General features: G+C 55.2%; 16 protein-coding genes. 8 read left to right on the plus strand and 8 right to left on the minus strand.

From position 1 onward, the window contains the following. The first annotated feature begins 100 nt into the window (after positions 1-100). The gene (locus AC8GFP_RS12485; protein WP_506613661.1) at positions 101-1,072 is read left to right on the plus strand and encodes an asparaginase; all 972 of its coding nucleotides are present in this window, start codon (positions 101-103) and stop codon (positions 1,070-1,072) included. A 78-nt stretch (positions 1,073-1,150) separates the two neighbouring features. Here the strand turns inward: AC8GFP_RS12485 and adk are convergent, their stop codons facing one another. The 6 genes from adk to AC8GFP_RS12515 form a co-directional block, all read right to left on the minus strand. Beyond that, positions 1,151-1,807 (minus strand): adenylate kinase, encoded by a 657-nt coding sequence (gene adk / locus AC8GFP_RS12490; RefSeq protein WP_506613663.1) that lies wholly within the window; start codon positions 1,805-1,807, stop codon positions 1,151-1,153. Positions 1,808-1,888: 81 nt separating this feature from the next. Then, on the minus strand, positions 1,889-2,656 hold the full coding sequence (kdsB, locus tag AC8GFP_RS12495) for a 3-deoxy-manno-octulosonate cytidylyltransferase (RefSeq protein WP_506613665.1): 768 nt from the start codon (positions 2,654-2,656) through the stop codon (positions 1,889-1,891). Beyond that, the gene (locus AC8GFP_RS12500) at positions 2,657-2,839 is read right to left on the minus strand and encodes a Trm112 family protein (RefSeq protein ID WP_506613667.1); all 183 of its coding nucleotides are present in this window, start codon (positions 2,837-2,839) and stop codon (positions 2,657-2,659) included. It abuts the gene before it with no gap. Then, positions 2,820-3,854 (minus strand): tetraacyldisaccharide 4'-kinase, encoded by a 1,035-nt coding sequence (gene lpxK, locus AC8GFP_RS12505; protein ID WP_506613669.1) that lies wholly within the window; start codon positions 3,852-3,854, stop codon positions 2,820-2,822. The genes AC8GFP_RS12500 and lpxK overlap by 20 nt, the downstream gene beginning before the upstream one ends. Positions 3,855-3,911: 57 nt before the next feature. Then, positions 3,912-4,340, minus strand: coding sequence for an ExbD/TolR family protein (locus AC8GFP_RS12510; RefSeq protein ID WP_506613671.1), 429 nt, complete (start codon positions 4,338-4,340; stop codon positions 3,912-3,914). Between the two features lies 1 nt (position 4,341). Next, entirely contained in the window at positions 4,342-4,965 is a 624-nt protein-coding gene (locus AC8GFP_RS12515; protein ID WP_506613673.1) for a MotA/TolQ/ExbB proton channel family protein, read from the minus strand. Positions 4,966-5,037: 72 nt separating this feature from the next. Here AC8GFP_RS12515 and xseA point away from each other — a divergent pair, with 72 nt between their 5' ends. Further along, positions 5,038-6,321, plus strand: coding sequence for an exodeoxyribonuclease VII large subunit (gene xseA, locus AC8GFP_RS12520; protein WP_506613675.1), 1,284 nt, complete (start codon positions 5,038-5,040; stop codon positions 6,319-6,321). Positions 6,322-6,364: 43 nt separating this feature from the next. On the opposite strand, the gene AC8GFP_RS12525 is transcribed toward xseA, so the two are convergent. Further along, on the minus strand, positions 6,365-6,805 hold the full coding sequence (locus tag AC8GFP_RS12525; protein WP_506613677.1) for a DUF192 domain-containing protein: 441 nt from the start codon (positions 6,803-6,805) through the stop codon (positions 6,365-6,367). 79 nt (positions 6,806-6,884) lie between these two features. Between AC8GFP_RS12525 and icd the strand changes: the two genes are divergently transcribed. Continuing rightward, positions 6,885-8,138 (plus strand): NADP-dependent isocitrate dehydrogenase, encoded by a 1,254-nt coding sequence (gene icd, locus AC8GFP_RS12530; RefSeq protein ID WP_506613679.1) that lies wholly within the window; start codon positions 6,885-6,887, stop codon positions 8,136-8,138. Positions 8,139-8,161: 23 nt separating this feature from the next. On the opposite strand, the gene AC8GFP_RS12535 is transcribed toward icd, so the two are convergent. Further along, entirely contained in the window at positions 8,162-8,467 is a 306-nt protein-coding gene (locus AC8GFP_RS12535; protein ID WP_506613681.1) for a cold-shock protein, read from the minus strand. Positions 8,468-8,640: 173 nt separating this feature from the next. Here AC8GFP_RS12535 and clpS point away from each other — a divergent pair, with 173 nt between their 5' ends. Genes clpS through hemF form a run of 5 tightly spaced genes read left to right on the plus strand, consistent with a single transcriptional unit; the run spans position 8,641 to position 14,310 of the window. After that, complete coding sequence (gene clpS / locus AC8GFP_RS12540) at positions 8,641-8,988, plus strand: ATP-dependent Clp protease adapter ClpS (RefSeq protein WP_506613683.1); 348 nt, start codon at positions 8,641-8,643, stop codon at positions 8,986-8,988. 54 nt (positions 8,989-9,042) lie between these two features. Next, on the plus strand, positions 9,043-11,370 hold the full coding sequence (clpA, locus tag AC8GFP_RS12545) for an ATP-dependent Clp protease ATP-binding subunit ClpA (protein WP_506613685.1): 2,328 nt from the start codon (positions 9,043-9,045) through the stop codon (positions 11,368-11,370). A 2-nt stretch (positions 11,371-11,372) separates the two neighbouring features. Beyond that, the gene (locus AC8GFP_RS12550; protein ID WP_506613687.1) at positions 11,373-12,092 is read left to right on the plus strand and encodes a YebC/PmpR family DNA-binding transcriptional regulator; all 720 of its coding nucleotides are present in this window, start codon (positions 11,373-11,375) and stop codon (positions 12,090-12,092) included. After that, a complete protein-coding gene (gene purD / locus AC8GFP_RS12555; RefSeq protein WP_506613689.1) occupies positions 12,089-13,378 on the plus strand; it encodes a phosphoribosylamine--glycine ligase in 1,290 nt (429 codons plus the stop codon). The genes AC8GFP_RS12550 and purD overlap by 4 nt, the downstream gene beginning before the upstream one ends. Before the next feature lie 14 nt (positions 13,379-13,392). Further along, the gene (gene hemF / locus AC8GFP_RS12560) at positions 13,393-14,310 is read left to right on the plus strand and encodes an oxygen-dependent coproporphyrinogen oxidase (RefSeq protein WP_506613691.1); all 918 of its coding nucleotides are present in this window, start codon (positions 13,393-13,395) and stop codon (positions 14,308-14,310) included.

Below are 14,310 nucleotides of genomic sequence, written 5' to 3' on the forward strand. Positions count from 1 at the left end.
GGGGCTCCTGCACTATGCTTGGGGTTCAGAAAAATATTCAAACAAGCTGTTTGGATATCCAGTAACTGTATTTTTAACCAGTTTTTAAGCTTTGGCAAGCATGCACCCGCAAATAAATTTAAAAACCGTGGTTTTGGGCACCGGTGGCACCATTGCTGGATTGGCTGCGGATCCTTCAAATCCAAGTAATTACAAAGCTTCTCAGTTAGGATTGACTGACATTCTGCAGCAGGCCGGTATTCAAACCGCAGGTCTGGAAATGCAAGATGTGGCCCGAATTGACAGCAAAGACATGGGTCCAGCGGTTTGGCGGCCCCTTTTGCAAGCCATTTCTCAGGCTCAAGAACGCTCCGATGTACAAGCCGTGGTCATCACGCACGGCACCGACACCATTGAAGAAACCGCTTTTTTATTGGAGGTGATGGGGCCTTGGCCAAAACCGGTGGTCCTGACGTGCGCCATGCAACCGGCAGATTCCCCCACCGCTGACGGCCCGGGCAACCTGCGCGACGCCTTGTTGTTGGCGCAACACCCCGCTTTCAAAGGTGTGGCCGTGGTGTGTGCGGGCAAGGCGCATCACCCGCAGCATTTGCAAAAAATCAGAACCGACCAAGACGACGCTTTTTCCAGTGGTTTGAGCCAGCCATTGGCCCAGATGCACAAGGGGCAATGGCTTTTGAGAGAACCAGCGGATCAGCTTCCTCGCAATGGGCGAACGCCTGACTTGCAGACCCTTTTGAACACCGCCGATTGGCCTCGCGTGGAATGGGTCAGCAACCACGCCAGTGCAGATGGTGAGATGGTGATGTCCTTGTTGGCCGGTTCGTCCAAGGCCAAGCGACCACTGCGCGGTTTGGTGGTGGCTGCTACCGGCTCTGGCACGATCAGTGTGGGCATGGAAAACGCGCTGATCCAAGCCCGCGCGGTTGGTGTTGAAGTTTGGGTGAGCAGCCGCTGCGTTTGGGGGCAGGCGCGGTTTTATGAGGACAAGCCTTACGGTGTAGCCACCTCATTGAACCCCGCCAAAGCCATGGTGGCGCTGAGTTTGTCGCTGTTAGCAGGCACACGCTAAACATCAAAAAAAGCCCCGAAGGGCCTTGTGTATGAGCCCCGCAGGACCTTTTGTTCATCAGCCCCGCCGGGCTGAAAGTCAAGAAGCCAAGGCCTGCAAAGCGCGGTTTTTGATTTCTTCCACGCTGCCCTGACCACTGATGGCGCGGTATTTGGGTGCAGCGGCGGCATCTGTTTTGGCCCACTGTGCGTAGTATTCGACCAGCGGACGGGTTTGTGCGCTGTAAACCTCAAGGCGTTTTTTCACGGTGTCTTCTTTATCGTCATCGCGCTGAATCAGTGGCTCGCCGGTAACGTCGTCGATGCCTTCCACCTTGGGGGGATTGAATTTCACGTGGTAAGTGCGGCCACTGGCCACATGGGCACGACGACCGCTCATGCGTTCGATGATGGCCTCAAATGGCACATCAATTTCAAGCACGCAATCAAGCTTGACACCGGCTTCTTTCAAAGCGTCGGCTTGGGGAATGGTGCGGGGGAAGCCGTCAAACAAAAAGCCCTTGGCGCAATCGGGGTTGGCGATGCGTTCTTTCACCAGGCCGATGATGATGTCGTCACCGACCAAACCGCCAGCATCCATGACTTTTTTAGCGGCCAGGCCCATCTCGGTGCCAGCCTTGACGGCAGCGCGCAACATATCGCCAGTGGAAATTTGGGGGATGCCATATTCTTGGCAAATGAAGGTGGCTTGGGTGCCTTTGCCGGCGCCGGGTGCGCCCAACAGAATCAATCTCATTGTCGTCCTTGGTGGTTCAGCCCCATCTTCGCGGGGTGTTTTTCATCAGTTGTGCCGAGAATAGCACGCGGTCAGGATGCCCTACTTTTGCATCTTGGATTCAAGCAGTGATCGAATACGCGTCAAATCCTCCGGGGTATCGACGCCTGAGGCACTCACTTGGTCTGAGACATGAACAACGATGTGATGGCCATGCCACAGGGCCCGCAGTTGCTCCAAAGACTCGGCCTGCTCGGTGGGTGCTGGGCTTAAATTTGGAAAGGCCTGCAAAAAACCCACGCGGTAAGCGTACAGGCCAACATGGCGCCAGACCGGGTAGGGCGGCAACTGGTCGACGGGGCCATCTCGCCACACTGGAATGCTGGCCCGGCTGAAGTAACTGGCGCGGTTGGCCGCATTCAAGACCACTTTGACCACATGCGGGCTGCGCCAATCGGCGGGGTTGTCGATGGCGTGGGCCAAGGTGCTCATGCTGCAGTCGGGGGAGGCGGCCAGCAAATCGGCCACCGCGTCAATCAGGGTGGGTTCAATCAACGGCTCGTCGCCTTGCACATTCACCACAATGCTGTCTTCGCGCAAGCCCAACAGGCCAGCGGCTTCAGCCAGTCGGTCGCTGCCACTCACATGGTCGGATCGTGTCAGCACTGCTTGGATGCCATGCGCTGCGCAGGCTTGCAGGATGCTGTCGTCATCGGCGGCCACCACCACTTGACGGGCCTTGGAGAGCAGGGCGCGTTGGGCCACCCGCACCACCATGGGCAATCCGGCCAAGTCGGCCAGAGGTTTGTTGGGCAAACGGCTGGAAGCGAGACGGGCTGGAATCAGCACCACAAAAGGCGTGTTCGCCATTCAGCGTTCCAATTCCTCGTCTGTCAGGGTGCGGGCTTCCACTTCCAGCAGCACCGGAATACCGTCACGGATGGGGTACGCCAAGCGGGCACTGCGCGAAACAAGTTCTTCCTTTTCAGGGTGGTAGATCAGCGGCCCTTTGGTGACCGGGCAGACCAGCAGTTCAAGCAGTTTTTTGTCCATGGCCGGATGATAGTGCTTGCACATCTTTGTGCAGCTGAGCCAGTAATGCATCGGGCAATTGGCAATCCAGCGGTACGGCCCAAGCTTGCGGTAAATGTGGCCAGAGTTTGACCGCATCTTTTTCGGTGCACAGCAGTTGTTCAGGGCGCGAAGGTGTCCAGTGCTGCAAAGGCGCATGGTCGGGCAGGGCATGGGTGGCGGCCAGTTGCAAGCCTTGTGCTTGCAGGGCTTGGAAAAACAACTCGGGCTGGGCGATGGCCGCCAAGGCCTGCACGGCTTGGCCTTGAAAACTCTCCAGGGTTCTGGTTTGGCCTTTGCCGTTCACGGCTTGTGCGGCCAGTTGGCGATCGGCTTTGAAGCTGTTTTCAAACGGCAATTGTCCGGTGTGCACCAGATACTGTTTCGTTGATTTAGTCGGGTCGACGAGGTGCGAAATGTCGCGGCGCGGCCAAGCTTCACGCAACGGGCCTGCGGGCAGCAACCAGCCGTTGCCCAAGCCCCGATCGTCAAACACGCACAAGGCGATGTCATGCCCAAGCGCGTGGTGTTGGAGCCCATCGTCGCTGATGATCAGCTGTGTGCGGGGATAGGCTTTGAGCAACGCTTGGGCTGCCAACGCACGTTGGCGACCGACAAAGACCGGCAGTTTGCAACGTTGCTTGACCAGCAAAGCTTCATCGCCAACGTCAGTGGCATGGCTGTCCAATCGAACTTCTTTCACCTGCAGGTTGTCAACGCCATGACCACGGGCAATCACGCCCACTTGCCAACCCAAGCTTTGAAAAAAAGCGGACAAACTGATGACGATGGGCGTTTTGCCCGAACCACCCACCGTCACATTGCCGACCACCAAGACCGGAATGGGCATGTGGGTGACAACACGCCATCCGTGTCGGTAGGCTTGTTGATTCAGTGACAACCAGACGCGGCTGAGCAGGGTCGTTGGCCACAACAAGCAGGCCAACCAGCCCTTGGATTGCCAAGCTTGTCGCAAAAAATCAGCTTTGTTGGGCATCGGTTCAGGCGCGGATGGTCATCAATCGGCTGCAAGTGGCGTCGGCTCGAGCACGCTTCAGGGCAAGGTCTTGGTTTGACTGCGGGACTGCGCCGAAAACGTGATTTGCTGCAAACCGCTGTTTTGCGCAGCTTCCAAGACCAACATCACCGACTGATGGCTGGCACGGGCGTCGGCGCTGATCACCACCAAGGGACTGTTCAGATCCTTGGCAGCAAGCGTCAGGGCTTGCGACAAGGCAGCGATGTTGGCGGGCACCACCGTTTGTTGAACAGCAAACAGGCCGTCGCTGCTCACGGTGATGCGAATTTCTCGCGGGCGTTCTTGTTGCGGCGTGCTGTCGGCTTGCGGCAGGCTCAAATCAAGCTGGGTCAGGCGACCATAAGTCGTGGTCATCATCAAAAAAATGAGCACCACCAACAGCACATCAATGAACGCAATCAGGTTGATTTCAGGTTCTTGAGAGGCAGGGCGGCCAAAACGCATCTCAGTCGCCCTTTTTAGAACTGAAAAAATGTCGAACCAGGCGCTCGCTGTCGATTTCCATTTCCAGCACAAAGTAGTCGACGCGGGCTCGAAAATAACGCCACGCCACCAAACTGGGGATGGCGATCACCAAACCAAACGCCGTGTTGTAGAGGGCCACCGAAATCCCATGAGCCAATTGCGCGGGGTTACCGGTTCCAGGGGCTTGCGAGCCGAAAATTTCAATCATGCCGACCACCGTGCCAAACAGGCCAAGCAACGGGGCCGCAGAAGCAATCGATCCCAGGGCACTCAAATATCGTTCGAGGTTGGCCGCGGCGCGTCGACCAGCGGCTTCGACATGACCACGAAATTCTGATTCACTGCACTGGGGATGCTTTTGCAGCTCGGCCAAACCCGTGCCAATGATTTCTCCCAAAGCTGAATGGGCTTTGAGTTTTTCAATCGACTCCAAACTGGGCATGCTGCGCTGCGACAGGTGCAGAACTTCTTCCAGCAATTTGTCCGGAATCACCAACTGCGGTCTAAGCTTATAAAACCGCTCGAATATCAAGGCCAAGGCGATGATGGAACAAAGCAATAGGGGCCAAATCGGCCAACCAGCCGCTTGTATGATGCCTAGCAAAGTTGTTCTCCTGTCAGGTTTGCGCGGATTATGGCCCAGCCCGTTTGTTCTCCATCAACTTTTCAAATCGTCATGTCCTCTTTCCTTCAGACACCTATGGCAAGCCGCGTCTGGACGGTCAGCGGCTTGTGCCATGCCATCAGCGACATCTTGAAGTCGCGGTTCAACCCGGTGTCGGTGCAAGGCGAACTGTCAGGCTTCACCCGCGCAAGCAGCGGGCATTGCTATTTTTCATTGAAGGACGACGCGGGGCAGATGCGTTGCGCCATGTTTCGCCGTTCTGCCGACCACCTGAACTTTGCCCCTCGTGATGGCGATTTGGTGGAAGTCCAGGGCCGGGTCGGCTTGTATGAACCCCGTGGTGAACTGCAACTGGTGGTCGAGGCCATGCGCCCAGCCGGAGCCGGTCAACTGCATGAAGCCTTTACTCGACTCAAAGCCAAGCTAGAGGCTGAGGGTTTGTTTGATGCTGCGCGAAAGCGTGACATTCCCAAACGGCCCCGTGCCATTGGCGTGGTCACCTCCTTGGGTGCGGCGGCTTTGCATGATGTGGCCACGGCGTTGCAACGACGCGTACCGCACATCCCCGTGCGCATCGCGCCCAGCCTGGTGCAAGGTGCAGATGCCCCAGCGCAATTGGTGGCAGCTTTGCAGGCTTTGCAGACGCTGCCCGACGTGGACGTCATTTTGCTGGTGCGCGGTGGCGGTTCATTGGAAGACCTGTGGGCGTTCAATGACGAATCTTTGGCGCGTGCGCTGGTGGCTTGCAAGTTGCCGGTCATCTGCGGTGTGGGCCATGAAACCGACTTCACCATCGCCGATTTTTGTGCCGATCTGCGGGCGCCCACACCCACTGCTGCCGCTGAGATGTGCGCCATCGATCTGGCGAGCGACCTGCTGCACCTGCAAAAGCTGCAAGAGCCTCTGTCTCAGACCGTGCATTGGCGCTTGGACCAAGCCGCCCAAGCCTTGGACCGTGTCGAGCGGCATTTGGGACGGCCTTCGGGCTGGTTGCATCAACAGCAAACCGAGTGCAATAGCTTGGCCAGTCGCTTGGGGCGCGGCATCACTCAAAGTCTGCATCGCAAACGCTTGACCTTGCAGCCCTTGGGTCCCAGCTTTGATCGGGCCGTTGCCGACGTGCCTTTCAAGCAGCAGCATCGGCTGGACAGGTTTGAAGGGCTGCTGAGATCGCTTGATCCGGCATTGGTGTTAAAGCGTGGCTATGCCTGGCTGCAAAACGAAGACGGACGAGCGCTCAGCTCGGTTCAGGATTTGTCGCCCGGGCAATCGGTGCAAGCCAAGTTGGCCGATGGCGAGGTGTGGATGAAGGTGCAAGCCAAATCCAAGCCTTGAGGTTTTGCCATGGCTGAAAGATTTGTCCACTGAGCCTCTGAGGCTAAGCTTTGAACAAGGGTCCCTTGAGCTTGAAGCCCTTCTTGATGTTTCTTTTGGCAAACCAACCTTGGTTCATCTCCAGCACGAACCGCACCGGTTTCTCTGAACAATGAGATTGGGTCGACTGCGGTTTCATGTCTGCCAAATTCACAATGGTGCCGTCGTCATCGACAAAGGCAGCAGTCAGGGGCAAGAGGGTGTTTTTCATCCAAAAGCACTGTTGTTGAGGTTGCTCAAAGACAAACAGCATGCCTTCGTGGGTGGCCATGTCTTGGCGAAACATGAGGCCAATTTCACGCTGCTTCGGGGTGGCAGCGACTTGGGCATCAATTTGAAACATGCCTGCTTGCAATTGAACACGGGGCAAATTGGTTTGCGCCTGCTGAGGCCACGCAGCAAAAGACAAGAAAACGAGACAAAAGCTCAGCGCGATTCGGGTCATGGTCGGGTCAGGGTCGATGGTTAGAATGAAAACAAAGGGCTGTTCAAGGCCCCTGCACATTTTTTCTGGAGATTCTCACTTGTACCAGCATATCAAGGTGCCCGCACAGGGCGAAAAAATCGTCGTCAACAAAGACATGTCGTTGACCGTGCCCGATCAGCCCATCATTCCTTACATTGAAGGTGATGGCACCGGTTTAGACATCACGCCCGTCATGCTCAAAGTGGTTGATGCTGCGGTGGCCAAAGCCTATGGCGGCAAGCGCCAAATCCACTGGATGGAGGTTTATGCCGGTGAAAAATCCACCCAAATTTATGGCCCCGACGTGTGGTTGCCCGAGGAAACCTTGGCCGCTTTGAAAGAATACGTTGTCTCCATCAAAGGCCCACTCACCACGCCCGTGGGCGGTGGTATCCGTTCTTTGAACGTGGCGCTGCGCCAAGAACTCGATTTGTACGTGTGCTTGCGCCCAGTGCAGTATTTCAAAGGCGTACCTTCCCCCTTGAAAGAACCTGAAAAAACCAACATGGTCATCTTCCGTGAAAACTCGGAAGACATTTATGCGGGCATCGAGTACGAAGCCGAAAGCGACAAAGCCAAAAAGCTCATCAAATTCTTGATAGAGGAAATGGGCGTCACCAAAATCCGTTTTCCCAACACCTCGGGCATTGGCATCAAGCCTGTGTCTCGGGAAGGCACCGAGCGGTTGGTGCGCAAAGCCATTCAATACGCCATCGACAACGACAAACCCAATGTGACCATCGTGCACAAGGGCAACATCATGAAGTACACCGAAGGTGGCTTCCGTGATTGGGCTTACGCCTTGGCGCAAAAAGAATTTGGCGCCCAACTGATTGATGGCGGACCTTGGTGCAAATTCAACAATCCCCGCACTGGCAAAGAAATCATCGTCAAAGACAGCATTGCCGATGCCTTCTTGCAGCAAATTTTGTTGCGTCCTGCCGAGTACAGCGTGATTGCCACGCTGAACCTGAATGGCGACTATGTGTCGGATGCATTGGCCGCGCAAGTGGGTGGCATTGGTATCGCACCAGGCGCGAATTTGTCCGATTCTGTGGCTTGCTTTGAGGCGACCCACGGCACAGCCCCAAAATACGCAGGCAAAGACTATGTGAACCCCGGTTCCGAAATCTTGTCAGCGGAAATGATGCTGCGCCACATGGGCTGGATCGAGGCCGCCGACTTGATCATTTCATCGATGGAGAAATCCATCCTCAGCCGCAAAGTCACATACGACTTTGCCAGACTGATGGATGGTGCCACCCAAGTGAGCTGCTCGGGTTTTGGTCAGGTGATGATCGACAACATGTGATCAGCCTCTGAAAAAGGCGTGTTTCATGCGCCTTGGGCCAGCAGGTTGGCTCGAAATTGCGGGGTTCTCAAACGAGAACCCCGTTGTGTTTGGACGTCTGATTCCACTTGTTCTGCGGCAGGTGCAGCAATCACCTTGATTTTTTTGGCCATCCATCCCCGTGGCCCTTCCATCGGTTCATAAACCACGCTGGCTCCTTGTTGCAAGGTTTTAAACCCGATCATTTCGACTTCGCTGAAATGCGCAAAAACGTCTTGTCCTATTTCAGACGACTCAATGAAACCAAACCCCTTGTGGTTGTTGAACCATTTCACAATTCCGAAAGCCATGTCTTGTTCTCCATTGGTAATAAATACATACTTTTAATTTAAAAAAGCGTGTTTATAAATTAAAAAATAGATTCTATGTTTTGTAAAGTACTATTTAATTACTTATTTTTAAACTTTTCCTGACAATCCATCATTTGAAGATGTGTTTGGAAACTGCTCGATAGAATGGCCCCATGCCCAGCAAATCACCCCAGCCTGTTGTCCCACCAACCCAGATTTCCGACGGTGATTCAGTTGTTTTAGAGCGTCGCACCCAGCGGACCCAGCCCCCGCAGATGTACCAGGTCGTGATGCTCAATGACGACTTCACGCCCATGGAGTTCGTGGTGCGGGTGTTGCAAGAGTTTTTCAACAAAGACCGCGAAGCGGCCACCCAAATCATGTTGAAGATCCACCTGGACGGCAAAGGGGTCTGCGGCGTTTACTCCAAAGACGTTGCAGCCACCAAAGTTGACCAAGTGCAAGACGCCGCTCACGAGGCAGGCCACCCGCTGCAATGTTTGAGTGAGCCGGTTGAATAAACCCCCATCGTTTCCATATACAGTTGACCCCAAGCACGCCCCAAGGAAGAAATCATGATTGCCCAAGAACTCGAAGTCAGCTTGCACATGGCCTTTGTCGAGGCCAGACAGCAGCGTCATGAATTCATCACCGTTGAACACCTGTTGTTGGCCCTGCTCGACAACCCCAGCGCCGCAGAAGTATTGCGAGCCTGCTCTGCCAATATTGATGATTTACGCAAATCTTTATCAAATTTCATCAAGGACAACACGCCCCAAGTGGCCGGCAGTGACGAAGTAGACACCCAACCAACCTTGGGTTTCCAGCGGGTCATCCAGCGCGCCATCATGCACGTGCAGTCCACGGGCAACGGTAAAAAAGAAGTCACGGGTGCCAATGTCTTGGTCGCCATCTTTGGTGAAAAAGACTCGCACGCCGTTTACTATTTGCACCAACAAGGCGTGACCCGCTTGGACGTGGTGAATTACATCGCCCACGGCATCAAAAAGAGCGACCCCCAAGAACCGGTCAAGAACAACGAGTCCTCTGCACCAGAAAGCGAAGAAGCGACAGAAAAGTCTGAAAAAGCCTCGCCGCTAGAGCAGTTCACCCAAAACCTGAACCAACTGGCCAAGGACGGCAAGATCGACCCGCTGATTGGCCGCGAATACGAGGTAGAGCGCACCATCCAAATCCTGTGTCGTCGCCGCAAAAACAACCCGCTGTTGGTGGGGGAGGCGGGTGTCGGCAAAACCGCCATCGCCGAGGGCTTGGCCTGGCGCATCACCCAAAAAGACGTGCCCGAAATTCTGTCGGAAGCCGTGGTGTATTCCCTCGATATGGGTGCTTTGCTGGCTGGCACCAAATACCGAGGCGACTTCGAGCAACGCTTGAAAGGCGTTTTGAAGTCCTTGAAAGACAAACCCAATGCGGTGTTGTTCATCGATGAAATCCACACCCTCATCGGTGCGGGTGCTGCTTCCGGCGGCACCTTGGATGCCTCCAATTTGCTCAAGCCTGCTTTGTCCAGCGGGCAGCTCAAGTGCATTGGCGCCACCACTTTCACCGAATACCGTGGCATCTTTGAAAAAGACGCCGCCCTCAGCCGACGCTTCCAAAAAGTCGATGTGGTTGAACCCACCATTGAACAAACGGTTGATATTTTGAAGGGCTTGAAGTCCCGCTTCGAAGAACACCACAGCGTGAAATACGCGGTGGCGGCCTTGCAAGCGGCCGCAGAGTTGAGTGCCAAGTACATCAACGACCGTCACTTGCCCGACAAAGCCATCGACGTGATTGACGAAGCAGGCGCCGCGCAGCGCATCTTGCCCGCTTCCAAACGCAAGAAAACCATCAGCAAATCTGAAATTGAAGACATCGTGGCCAAGATCGCACGCATTCCGCCCGCCAGTGTCTCCAATGACGACCGCGGCAAATTACAAACCCTGGAACGTGATTTGAAGAGCGTGGTGTTTGGTCAAGACAAAGCGCTGGAGGTGTTGGCATCGGCTGTGAAAATGGCGCGTTCTGGCTTGGGTAAATCTGACAAACCGATTGGTGCGTTCTTGTTCAGCGGCCCCACTGGCGTTGGCAAAACCGAAGCCGCCAAACAACTTGCTTACATCTTGGGCATTGACCTGCTGCGGTTTGACATGTCCGAGTACATGGAACGCCACGCCGTCAGCCGACTCATTGGTGCGCCTCCCGGCTATGTGGGCTTTGACCAAGGGGGGTTGCTGACCGAAGCTGTCACCAAAAAACCGCATTCCGTGTTGTTGCTCGACGAGATTGAAAAAGCCCATCCCGACATCTTCAACGTCTTGTTGCAAGTGATGGACCACGGCACGCTGACCGACAACAACGGGCGCAAAGCCGACTTCCGCAACGTGATCATCATCATGACCACCAATGCGGGCGCGGAAACCATGAACAAGTCCACCATCGGCTTCACCAATGCGCGTGAACCCGGTGACGAACTGGCCGACATCAAGCGTTTGTTCACGCCCGAGTTCCGCAACCGTTTGGACGCTACCGTCAGCTTCAAGCCCTTGGATGAAATCGTCATCATGCGCGTGGTCGACAAATTCTTGCTGCAACTCGAAACCCAGCTGGCCGAGAAAAAAGTCGAGGTCACCTTCACCGACGATTTGCGCAAGCATCTGGCGAAAAAAGGTTTCGATCCGCTCATGGGCGCTCGTCCCATGCAACGTCTGATCCAAGACACGATTCGCAAAGCCTTGGCCGATGAGCTCTTGTTTGGTCGCTTGACCGACGGCGGTCGTTTGACAGTGAGTCTGGACGACAAAGAAGAGGTTCAACTCGATATCCAGCCTTTGCCCAAGAAAGAATCTCGTTCCTCCAAGTCCGAGCCTGCTGAACCCGAAGAAGCAGAGGCCAGTTGATCGTGGCAGGACACAGCAAATGGGCGAATATCCAGCACCGCAAAGGGCGCCAAGACGAAAAAAGAGGCAAGGTTTGGACCCGTGTTATCCGTGAAATCATGGTGGCTGCCCGCTTGGGTGGTGGCGACTTGGACACCAATCCGCGCTTGCGCATGGCGGTGGAAAAAGCCAAAGCGGCCAACATGCCCGCTGACACCATCAAGCGCAACATCGACAAAGCCACAGGCAATTTGGAAGGCGTTCAGTACGAAGAAATTCGATATGAAGGTTATGGCGTTGGTGGCGTGGCAATCATGGTCGACACCATGACAGACAACAAAGTGCGCACCGTGGCCGAGGTGCGCCATGCCCTGAGCAAAAACGGCGGCAACATGGGCACCGAAGGCTCGGTCGCTTTTCAATTCAAGCACTGCGGACAAATCATCCTGGCGCCAGGCACCTCCGAAGACAAGGTCATGGAAGTGGCCTTGGAAGCTGGTGCTGAAGACGTGCTGACAGATGACGAAGGTGCCATTGAGGTACTGACACAAGCCACTGACTTCGAAGCCGTGAAAACCGCCTTGGACAAAGCAGGGCTGGTGGCTGGCATGGCTGAAGTCACGTACCGCGCAGAAAACACCATCGAGTTGAGTGAAGACGATCAGGTGAAGATGCAAAAAATCTTGGATGCACTAGAAGAACTCGACGATGTGCAAGAGGTTTACCACAACGCCGCGCTATGAAAGTGCTGGTCATTGGTGCGGGCGGCCGCGAACACGCTTTGGCTTGGAAACTGACCCAATCGCCGCAAGTGCAAATGGTCTACGTGGCCCCAGGCAATGCAGGTGTGGCCCGAGATAAAAACCTTCAAGTGGTGAACCTCACCGACGTGGTGGCTTTGCGCGAATGGGCGCAACACAACGATATTGGCCTCACCGTGGTGGGTCCTGAAGCACCTCTGGCGGCAGGGGTGGTCGATGAATTCCGGGCCCACGGTTTGCGCATCTTTGGCCCCACCCGAGCAGCCGCTCAGCTTGAAAGTTCCAAGGCGTTTTCCAAAACCTTCATGGAGCGTCATGGCATCCCGACCGCCAATTACCAAACTTTCGAAGACGCAAGCCTGGCCCATGCCTACGTGAATCAGCATGGGGCACCCATCGTTGTCAAAGCCGATGGTTTGGCCGCGGGCAAGGGCGTGGTCGTGGCCGCCACGCTTGAGGAAGCCCACGCCGCCATCGACAACATGTTGCTTGACAACCCCTTGGGTGTGCAACACAACGCAGGCCGCGCTCGGGTGGTGATTGAAGAATATTTAGAAGGTGAAGAAGCCAGTTTCATGGTGATCGCCCATGGCTTGGTGGCGGTACCCTTGGCCACATCACAAGACCACAAGCGTTTGCTGGACAACGACCAAGGCCCCAACACCGGTGGCATGGGCGCGTACTCGCCTGCACCCGTGGTGACACCTGAAATGCATGCGCGGGTCATGCGCGAGGTGATTCAACCCACCCTCAAGGGCATGCAAGCCGATGGCATTCCATACACCGGTTTTTTGTATGCAGGCTTGATGATTGGCCCGCAAGGACAGCTCAAGGTGTTGGAATTCAACTGCCGCATGGGCGACCCGGAGACCCAGCCCATTTTGATGCGTTTGAAAAGCGATTTGTTGGAAGCACTTTTGAGTGCCACTGACAAGGATCCTGCGGCTTTGGCTCATGTTGAACTGAGTTGGGATCGCCGATTCGCACTCGGTGTGGTGTTGGCTGCTGCCAACTACCCCAGCACACCGCGCAAGGGTGATGCCATTCAAGGATTGCCTGCTGATCAAGATGAGCTGATGGTTTTTCACGCGGCCACCCAAATGAAAGACAAAGAAATTCACACCCATGGTGGGCGGGTCTTGTGTGTCACGGCTTTGGGTGACACGGTTCGCCAGGCCCAGGTTCATGCTTATGAAGTGGTGGACGCGATCCACTTTGAAGGCATGCAGTACCGCCGAGACATAGGCCACCGCGCGGTGCGCAAATAAACAAGGGAGCCTGAATGACGCCAGCCTTTGAACCTGTTCGCAACTATTTGATTGATTTGCAGCACCGCATCACCACGGCTTTGACTGAGCTTGATGGGCAGGGCAGTTTCATTTCAGATGCCTGGGAAAAGCCACCGGGCGAGATGTTGCAAGGCACCGGCATCACCAAAATCATGGAGCAGGGCGCTGTGTTTGAACGAGCTGGTTGCGGTTTTTCGCATGTGACCGGCCCCAAGCTGCCACCTTCTGCCACACAGCATCGTCCTGAGCTCAGTGGCTCTGCCTTTGAAGCCATGGGCGTGTCACTGGTGTTTCATCCTCGCAATCCTTACGTTCCCACAGTCCATATGAACGTGCGGGCCTTGCTGGCCAAACCGGTCCATGGTGATCCGGTGGCATGGTTTGGCGGCGGCATGGACTTGACGCCTTACTACGGCTTTGACGAAGACGCTGTTCACTTTCACACGGTGTGCAAAGAGTCTTTGGATGGTTTCGACCCGCAGCTTTATCCGCGCTTTAAAAAATGGTGCGACGAGTATTTTTATTTGAAGCACCGCAACGAACCGCGTGGCATTGGGGGTATTTTTTACGATGATTTCTCAGAGCTGGGCTTTGAGAAAAGCTTTGGCATGATGCAAAGTGTGGGTGACCATCTCTTGGAAGCGTATCTGCCCATCGTGAAAAAACGCCAGCACATGGTTTACGGTGAACGCGAGCGCGAGCACCAGTTGTACCGCCGCGGTCGCTATGTCGAGTTCAACCTGGTTTGGGACCGAGGGACGCATTTTGGTTTGCAGTCAGGCGGTCGCACCGAATCCATTTTGTTGTCCATGCCGTCCTTGGTCAGCTGGTCCTACCAACATCAGCCAGAACCTGGCACACCAGAAGAGCGTCTCACCTCCTATTTTTTGCAAGCGAGAGACTGGGTCTGA

The organism is Limnohabitans simekii (SeqCode), assembly GCF_965234735.1.
Taxonomy (GTDB): domain Bacteria; phylum Pseudomonadota; class Gammaproteobacteria; order Burkholderiales; family Burkholderiaceae_C; genus Limnohabitans; species Limnohabitans simekii.

Excerpts from the sequence above, each read along its gene's own strand:
- AC8GFP_RS12525 (WP_506613677.1), bottom strand. The coding sequence starts at position 6,805 with ATGACCCGAATCGCGCTGAGCTTTTGTCTCGTTTTCTTGTCTTTTGCT.
- clpS (WP_506613683.1), top strand. The coding sequence starts at position 8,641 with ATGCCCAGCAAATCACCCCAGCCTGTTGTCCCACCAACCCAGATTTCC.
- purD (WP_506613689.1), top strand. The coding sequence starts at position 12,089 with ATGAAAGTGCTGGTCATTGGTGCGGGCGGCCGCGAACACGCTTTGGCT.
- AC8GFP_RS12510 (WP_506613671.1), bottom strand. The coding sequence starts at position 4,340 with ATGCGTTTTGGCCGCCCTGCCTCTCAAGAACCTGAAATCAACCTGATT.
- AC8GFP_RS12500 (WP_506613667.1), bottom strand. The coding sequence starts at position 2,839 with ATGGACAAAAAACTGCTTGAACTGCTGGTCTGCCCGGTCACCAAAGGG.
- clpA (WP_506613685.1), top strand. The coding sequence starts at position 9,043 with ATGATTGCCCAAGAACTCGAAGTCAGCTTGCACATGGCCTTTGTCGAG.
- xseA (WP_506613675.1), top strand. The coding sequence starts at position 5,038 with ATGTCCTCTTTCCTTCAGACACCTATGGCAAGCCGCGTCTGGACGGTC.
- lpxK (WP_506613669.1), bottom strand. The coding sequence starts at position 3,854 with ATGCCCAACAAAGCTGATTTTTTGCGACAAGCTTGGCAATCCAAGGGC.
- hemF (WP_506613691.1), top strand. The coding sequence starts at position 13,393 with ATGACGCCAGCCTTTGAACCTGTTCGCAACTATTTGATTGATTTGCAG.
- AC8GFP_RS12485 (WP_506613661.1), top strand. The coding sequence starts at position 101 with ATGCACCCGCAAATAAATTTAAAAACCGTGGTTTTGGGCACCGGTGGC.
- AC8GFP_RS12535 (WP_506613681.1), bottom strand. The coding sequence starts at position 8,467 with ATGGCTTTCGGAATTGTGAAATGGTTCAACAACCACAAGGGGTTTGGT.
- kdsB (WP_506613665.1), bottom strand. The coding sequence starts at position 2,656 with ATGGCGAACACGCCTTTTGTGGTGCTGATTCCAGCCCGTCTCGCTTCC.
- adk (WP_506613663.1), bottom strand. The coding sequence starts at position 1,807 with ATGAGATTGATTCTGTTGGGCGCACCCGGCGCCGGCAAAGGCACCCAA.